General features: G+C 66.4%; 5 protein-coding genes and 1 pseudogene. All 6 read left to right on the top strand.

The features are described from left to right. Positions 1-182 (top strand): annotated as a pseudogene (locus tag N878_RS08945) (DNA polymerase III subunit chi); the annotation flags it as partial. A gap of 127 nt (positions 183-309) precedes the next feature. After that, positions 310-3,141, top strand: a complete 2,832-nt coding sequence (locus N878_RS08940; protein WP_021443324.1) for a valine--tRNA ligase — start codon at positions 310-312, stop codon at positions 3,139-3,141. A gap of 103 nt (positions 3,142-3,244) precedes the next feature. Further along, positions 3,245-4,675 (top strand): Na+/H+ antiporter NhaC, encoded by a 1,431-nt coding sequence (gene nhaC, locus N878_RS08935; protein WP_021443323.1) that lies wholly within the window; start codon positions 3,245-3,247, stop codon positions 4,673-4,675. 194 nt (positions 4,676-4,869) lie between these two features. After that, a complete protein-coding gene (nhaD, locus tag N878_RS08930) occupies positions 4,870-6,246 on the top strand; it encodes a sodium:proton antiporter NhaD (protein WP_021443322.1) in 1,377 nt (458 codons plus the stop codon). 15 nt (positions 6,247-6,261) lie between these two features. Next, on the top strand, positions 6,262-6,558 hold the full coding sequence (locus tag N878_RS08925) for a helix-turn-helix domain-containing protein (RefSeq protein WP_021443321.1): 297 nt from the start codon (positions 6,262-6,264) through the stop codon (positions 6,556-6,558). 170 nt (positions 6,559-6,728) lie between these two features. Further along, the coding region (locus tag N878_RS08920; RefSeq protein WP_021443320.1) for an SLC13 family permease at positions 6,729-7,361 on the top strand (633 nt) is incomplete at its 3' end.

Genomic DNA, 7,361 nt, shown 5'->3' with positions numbered 1-7,361 from the left:
GCCTGGAGCCGCGCCTGCAAGACAGCGCCCGCGACCTGCAGCGCCTGGACGGCGAACTGCGCGCCGCCGCGCAACTGATCCTGCAGGACGTGATCGACGATTTCGTGCCGCAGATCGAGGCCGAACTCAAGCGCCGCCTGGAAGCCCGCCTGCCGCGCCTGCTACCGCCGCGCAAACCCTGACCTGCCCCTAACGCCTCTGGCGCGGCCCCCGCTACCGCTCGCTGACGCGCTGCCCTTACGCCGCAAGGCCCATCCCCGTTATACTTGCCGGCTTTTCCGATCAGCCGTCACAAGGGTCCCGCCGCGCATGGACAAGACCTACCAGCCGCACGCCATCGAATCCAACTGGTACCAGACCTGGGAGCAGAACCACTACTTCGCCCCACAGGGTAGCGGTGAGCCGTACTGCATCATGATCCCGCCGCCGAACGTCACCGGCAGCCTGCACATGGGCCACGGCTTCAACAACTCGATCATGGACTGCCTGATCCGCTTCCGCCGCATGCAGGGCCGCAACACCCTGTGGCAGCCGGGCACCGACCACGCCGGCATCGCCACCCAGATGGTGGTGGAGCGCCAGCTGGCCGCGCAGGGCATCGGTCGTCACGACCTGGGCCGCGAGAAGTTCCTGGAGAAGGTCTGGGAATGGAAGAACCAGTCCGGCGGCACCATCACCCGGCAGATCCGTCGTCTCGGCTCGTCGGTGGACTGGTCGCGCGAGCGCTTCACCATGGACGAAGGCCTGTCCGAAGCCGTCAAGGAAGCCTTCGTGCGCCTGCATCAGGACGGTCTGATCTACCGCGGCAAGCGCCTGGTCAACTGGGACACCAAGTTCCACACCGCCATTTCCGACCTCGAAGTGGAAAACCACGACGAGAAGGGCCACCTGTGGAACCTGCGCTACCCGCTGGCCGACGGCAAGAAGACCGCCGACGGCAAGGATCATCTGATCGTCGCCACCACCCGCCCGGAAACCATGCTCGGCGACGCCGCCGTGGCCGTGCACCCGGAAGACGAGCGCTATAAAGCCCTGATCGGCAGCTTCGTCGAACTGCCGCTGGTGGGCCGCCGCATCCCCATCATCGCCGACGACTACTGCGACCCCGAGTTCGGCACCGGCTGCGTGAAGATCACCCCGGCCCACGACTTCAACGACTACGAAGTCGGCAAGCGCCACGACCTGCCGCTGATCAATATCTTCGATGCCGACGCCGCCGTACTGGCGCGCGCCCAGGTGTTCAATATCGACGGCAGCGTCAACACCGGGGTCGATGGCAGCCTGCCGGCCGAATACGCCGGCCTGGACCGCTTCGAGGCGCGCAAGCGCATCGTCGCCGCCTTCGAAGCCGCAGGCCTCTTGGAGAAGATCGAAGACCACGCCCTGAAAGTGCCGAAGGGCGACCGCTCCGGCACCGTGATCGAGCCCTGGCTGACCGACCAGTGGTACGTCTCCACCAAGCCGCTGGCCGAGAAAGCCATCGCCGTGGTCGAGAGCGGCGAGATCCAGTTCGTGCCCAAGCAGTACGAGAACATGTACTTCAGCTGGATGCGCGACATCCAGGACTGGTGCATCAGCCGTCAGCTGTGGTGGGGCCACCGCATCCCGGCCTGGTACGACGAGGCCGGCAACGTCTACGTCGGCCGCGACGAGGCGGAGGTGCGCGCCAAGCACAACCTCGAAGGCGTCGCCCTGCGCCAGGACGAGGACGTGCTGGACACCTGGTTCAGCTCCGGCCTGTGGACCTTCTCCACCCTCGGCTGGCCCGAACAGACCGATTTCCTCAAGACCTTCCACCCCACGGATGTTCTCGTCACAGGCTTCGACATCATCTTCTTCTGGGTCGCGCGGATGATCATGCTGTCGACCCACCTGACCGGGCAGATCCCGTTCAAGACCGTGTACGTGCATGGCCTGGTGCGCGACGGCCAGGGGCAGAAGATGTCCAAGTCCAAGGGCAACGTGCTCGACCCGCTGGACATAGTCGACGGCATCAGCCTGGACGAGCTGCTGGAAAAACGCACCAGCGGCATGATGCAGCCCAAGCTGGCCGAGAAGATCGCCAAGCAGACCCGCGCCGAGTTCCCCGAAGGCATCGCCGCCTACGGCACCGACGCCCTGCGCTTCACCAACCTGGCGCTGGCCTCCACCGGCCGCGACATCAAGTTCGACATGGGCCGCGTCGAGGGCTACCGCAACTTCTGCAACAAGCTGTGGAACGCCGCCAACTTCGTCATCGAGAACACCGATGGCCAGGACACCGGCGTCAACGGCGAGCCAGTGGATCTGTCGCCGGTCGACCGCTGGATCATCTCCGCCCTGCAGCGCTGCGAGCAGGACGTGACCCGCCACCTCGACGCCTTCCGCTTCGACATGGCGGCACAAGCCTTGTATGAGTTCATCTGGGACGAGTACTGCGCCTGGTACCTGGAACTGGTCAAGCCGGTGCTGTGGGACGAGAACGCCCCGATCGAGCGCCAGCGCGGCACCCGCCGCACCCTGGTGCGCGTGCTGGAAGTGATCCTGCGCCTGGCTCATCCGTTCATGCCCTTCATCACCGAAGAAATCTGGCAGCGCATCAAGGCCCTGGCTGGCAAGGACGGCGCCACCCTGATGCTGCAGCCCTGGCCGGTCGCCGCCGAGGAGCGCATCGACGCCGCCGCCGAGGCCGATATCGAGTGGGTCAAGCAGCTGATGCTCGGCGTGCGCCAGATCCGTGGCGAGATGAAGATCTCCATGGCCAAGCGCATCGACATCATCGTGCAAAACGCCGCGGCCTCCGACCTGCGCCGCCTGGCCGACTTCGAGCCGCTGCTGAACAAGCTGGCCAAGCTGGAATCGGTGCGTGTACTGGCCGCCGGTGAAGAGGCGCCGATGTCCGCCACCGCCCTGGTCGGCGAGATGCAGGTGCTGGTGCCGATGGCCGGGCTGATCGACAAGGACGCCGAGCTGGCGCGCCTGGACAAGGAAATCGCCCGCCTGCAGGGCGAAGTGCAGCGCGTCGGCGGCAAGCTCGCCAACGAGGGCTTCGTCGCCAAGGCGCCGGCCGAAGTGCTGGACAAGGAACGCGCCAAGCTGGCCGAGGCCGAACAGGCGCTGAGCAAGCTGGTGGAGCAGCGCGGCAAGATCGCCGCGCTCTGATCCCTGCGCAATACCCACAGGCCCGCGCCCTAACCGGCGCGGGTTTTGTTTTTTCCGCAGAGGCCCGACTCGGCCTCCGTTTCATCGATTGACCGGTACACCCATGACTGCCCGCTCCCCTTCCCTACTCGACGCGCTGCTGCCGATCGGCGTGCTGGTGCTGCTGCTCGGCCTTTCCGTCTACCTGTTCGGCGACGGCTCCTCCAGCGGGCCGAACCAGATCGCCCTGATGAGCGCCGCCTTCGTCGCCGGTCTGGTCGGCCTGAAGAACGGCCTGCGCTGGGCCGAGATCGAGGAAGGCATACTCGCCGGCATCCATATGGCGATGAAGGCCAACCTGATCCTGCTGGCGGTCGGTGCGCTGATCGGCACCTGGATTCTCGCCGGCACCGTACCGACCATGATCTGGCTCGGCCTCAAGCTGATCAGCGCCGAGTACTTCTACCTCACCAGCTGCCTGATCTGCGCGCTCACCGCGCTGTCGATCGGCAGCTCCTGGACGGTGGCCGGCACCCTCGGCATCGGCCTGATGGGCGTGGCCGCGGGTCTGGGTCTGGATCCGGCGATCACCGCGGGGGCGATCATTTCCGGCGCCTACTTCGGCGACAAGCTGTCGCCGCTGTCGGACACCACCAACCTGGCCCCGGCCGCCGCCGGCGCCGAGCTGTTCGCGCATATCCGCAACATGCTGCGCACCACGCTACCGGCGCTGCTGATCGCCCTGGCGATCTTCTTCGTGCTCGGCCAGCAGGCCGGCGCCAGCCACGACACCGGGCGCATCGCCGAGGTGCTGGCGGCGCTGGAAACGCAGTTCAGTCTGGGCTGGCACCTGCTGCTGCCGGTGGCCTTTCTGCTGCTGCTCGCGGTGCGCCAGTGGGCGGCCTTCCCCGCGGTGTTTCTCGCCGCCCTGCTCGGCGCGCTGTTCGCCGTGCTGTTCCAACCCGAAGTGATGAGCCGCCTGGCCGATCCGGCGGCCGGCGCCCTGGCGCCGCTGAAGACGGTATGGAGCGCGCTGTTCGCCGGCTATCAGTCGGCCAGCGGCAACGCCGAGCTGGACGGCCTGCTGTCCAAGGGCGGTATGGCCAGCATGCTCACCACCGTGTGGCTGATCATCTGCGCCATGTGCTTCGGCGGCGTGCTGGAGCGCCTCGGCCTGCTGCAGCGCCTGCTGCACAGCGCGCTGCGCCTGGTACGCAGCGACAGCGGCCTGGTCGCCAGCACCATCACCACCAGCATCGGCACCAACGTCATCACCGCCGACCAGTACATCGCCCTGGTGCTGCCGGGGCGCATGTACCGCGCCGAGTACGAGAAACGCGGCCTGCCGCCGACCAGCCTGTCGCGCGCCCTGGAAGACGGCGGCACCCTGACCTCGGTGCTGGTGCCCTGGAACACCTGCGGCGCCTACATGGCCGCCACCCTCGGCGTGGCCACCCTGAGCTACCTGCCCTACTGCTTCTTCAACCTGATCATGCCGCTGCTGGCCATCGCCCTGGCCTATATCGCGCCGCCCAGGCCGCAAGCGCTCGGCTAGGCATCCGCGCTAGCCACCGGGGCGAGCGCCGTGCCGTCCCGGGACTCCTCATCAGGTCGCAAAACGCTGCTGCTGTTTGCCCCTTTTCGCCATAAAAGCCTTCCCTTTTTCCAATTGATTCAGGCATCTTCAGCCGCCTGGCTACAGCCTCCGACACGTCCCGACCAATAAAAATCAGAACGGAACCCCCGAACATGTATGCGTTGATGGCACTCGTCTTTGTCCTCGGCTACCTGTGCATCGCACTGGAGCACCCGTTAAAGATCGACAAGGCGGCCTCCGCGCTGCTCACCGCCGTGGTCGCCTGGACCATCCTGGTACTGGGCGCCGACAGCATCCTGCCGCTGCTGGGCACCGGCACCGCCGGCGCCAGCACCAACACCCATCACGTGGTCGAGGAACTGCGCCACCACCTGGGCGAGATCTCCGAGATCCTGTTCTTCCTCATGGGCGCCATGACCATAGTCGAGCTGATCGACGCCCACGAAGGCTTCAAGGTGATCACCGACCGCATCCGCACCACCAAGCGCGTGCACCTGCTGTGGCTGGTGGGGCTGATCACCTTCTTCCTCTCCGCCGCGCTGGACAACCTGGCCACCACCATCGTGATGATCTCGCTGCTGCGCAAGCTGATCGCCGACCAGCACGAGCGCTGGTTCTACGCCGGCATCGTGGTGATCGCCGCCAACTCCGGTGGCGCCTGGTCGCCCATCGGTGACGTCACCACCACCATGCTGTGGATCGGCGAGCAGGTCACCGCCACCGGCATCATCGCCAAGCTGTTCCTGCCCAGCCTGGTCTGCCTGCTGGTGCCGCTGATCCTCATGAGTTTCGTGCTCAAGGGCGAGGTCACCCCGCCGCGGCTCAAGGAAAGCGCCGAAAGCCGCCGCGACCCGACCACCCCGTTCGAGCGCAACCTGGTGTTCTGCTTAGGGCTAGGCGCGCTGATCTTCGTCCCGGTGTTCAAGACCATCACCCACCTGCCGCCGTACATGGGCATCCTCTTCGGCCTCGGCCTGCTGTGGGTGACCACCGAAATCATCCACCGCAGCAAGAACAGCGAGGACAAGGACCCGCTGTCGGTGGTCGGCGTACTGCGCCGCATCGACATCACCAGCGTGCTGTTCTTCCTCGGCATCCTGCTGGCGGTGTCGGCGCTGTCCAGCGCCGGCCACCTGATCCAGGTCGCCACCTACCTCAAGGACAGCCTGGGCAACGTCTACAGCATCGCCATCTCCATCGGCATGCTGTCAGCCGTGGTGGACAACGTGCCAATGGTCGCCGGTGCGATGAAGATGTACCCGCTGGTCAGCCCGGAAACCCTGGCCACCGCCGCCGCCAGCGAACTGCCCTGGCTGCGCAACTTCGTGGTCAACGGCAACTTCTGGGAAATGCTCGCCTACTGCGCCGGCACCGGCGGCAGCTGCCTGATCATCGGCTCGGCGGCCGGGGTGGCGGCCATGGGCATGGAGAAGATCAACTTCATCTGGTACCTGAAGAAGATCACCGGCCTGGCCTTTATCGGCTACCTGGCCGGCGCCGCCACCTATATCGCCATCGCCAGCCTGTAACAGGGAGCGCCGCACATGGACGTGAGCAAGACCCGCACCAGCTTCTACCGCCGCCTCTACGTCGCCTGGCTGATCGACAGCGGCCAGGCCACCAGCGTGCCGGCGCTGATGGCCGCCACCGGCATGCCACGGCGCACCGCCCAGGACACCCTGGCGGCGCTGGCCGAACTGGATATCGACTGCCAGTTCGAGCAGAACGCGGGCGAGCGCAACAACGCCGGGCACTACCTGATCCGCGACTGGGGCCCCTTCGACAAGCGCTGGATCGCCGCTAACCTGCAACAGATCAAGACCACCCTCGGTTATCCCTGAAATACTCGCCAGCATTTAGAGCCTGCTCACAGCCTAGCGAGCTAGGTTCCTGCAAGGCGAAAACAGGAGAGGAGGCGCAGTTTACTTGTGGTAAATGAGCACTCCGAGCCTGTTTTCAACGCAGCAGGGCCGACGCGCAGCAGGTTGTGAGCAGGCGTTAGGGAGTTGCGATGAATCCGGATCTGCTGTGGGTGCTGGCCTTGCTGGCCGGCGCCGTCACCCTCTTCGTCATCGGCAAGCCGCGCATGGACGTGGTCGCCCTGCTGGTGCTGGTCGCCCTGCCGCTGAGCGGCGTGCTCGACCTGCAACAGAGCCTGGCCGGCTTCAGCGACGCCAACGTGATCCTGATCGCCGCGCTGTTCGTCATCGGCGACGGCCTGGTGCGCACCGGCATCGCCTACCGCCTCGGCGACTGGCTGGTGGCCAGGGCCGGCAGCAGCGAGACGCGCCTGTTGATCCTGCTGATGCTGACGGTGGCCGGCCTCGGCTCGGTGATGAGCTCCACCGGCGTGGTGGCGATCTTCATTCCGGTGGTGCTTGGCGTCGCCGCGCGCCTGCGCATCGCCCCGGCGCGGCTGATGATGCCGCTGGCCTTCGCCGGGCTGATCAGCGGCATGCTCACCCTGGTGGCCACCCCGCCCAACCTGGTGGTGCACGCCGAACTGCGCCGCGCCGGCCTGGACGGTTTTTCCTTCTTCGACTTCACCCCCATCGGCCTGGCCGTGCTGCTGCTCGGCATCGGCTACATGCTGCTGGCGCGGCGCTGGCTGGCGCGCAGCGCGGCCGGCAAGGGCGATGAGCCG

Source organism: Pseudomonas sp. EGD-AK9, from assembly GCF_000465935.2.
GTDB lineage: Bacteria > Pseudomonadota > Gammaproteobacteria > Pseudomonadales > Pseudomonadaceae > Aquipseudomonas.
The sequence above is the reverse complement of the archived record's forward strand: the minus strand, read 5'-3'. Positions and strand labels throughout refer to the sequence as shown.

What these genes read in the sequence shown, in the direction of transcription:
- N878_RS08925 (WP_021443321.1), top strand. Translation starts at nt 6,262, where the DNA reads ATGGACGTGAGCAAGACCCGCACCAGCTTCTACCGCCGCCTCTACGTC.
- N878_RS08940 (WP_021443324.1), top strand. Translation starts at nt 310, where the DNA reads ATGGACAAGACCTACCAGCCGCACGCCATCGAATCCAACTGGTACCAG.
- nhaC (WP_021443323.1), top strand. Translation starts at nt 3,245, where the DNA reads ATGACTGCCCGCTCCCCTTCCCTACTCGACGCGCTGCTGCCGATCGGC.
- nhaD (WP_021443322.1), top strand. Translation starts at nt 4,870, where the DNA reads ATGTATGCGTTGATGGCACTCGTCTTTGTCCTCGGCTACCTGTGCATC.